The 240-nt window shown below is 67.9% G+C and carries 1 protein-coding gene; it reads right to left on the bottom strand.

All coding sequences use genetic code 11. The features are described 5' to 3' along the window. Window positions 1-240: hypothetical protein (locus AC0L3J_RS38355; protein ID WP_473350616.1), on the bottom strand; the 240-nt coding region annotated here is incomplete at both ends.

The following is a 240-nucleotide window of genomic DNA, read 5'->3' as shown; positions in this document are numbered from 1 at the left end:
CCGGCGATCACAACGGGCTTGTCCGGGAATTTCGCGTGCAGGGCCTCGGCAACAGCCTGTAGGTTGCCGGAATCGAACGCGGCGACAGTCGCGTGCCCCAGCGCTTCGGCCACTGTGGCGGCGGTGGCATAGCCTTCGCCGATCACCAGCGCCGGCGCGGCCGCGAGCGCATCCATGCCACCGACGACATGGAAGCATCCTTCCTTGCGGCTGTCCTTGGCGAAGCGCTTGGTGCCGTCC

The sequence above is a fragment of the Bradyrhizobium sp. Kon37 genome, assembly GCF_055807535.1.
Note: the sequence above shows the minus strand (reverse complement) of the source record. Positions and strands in the feature narration are given on the sequence as shown.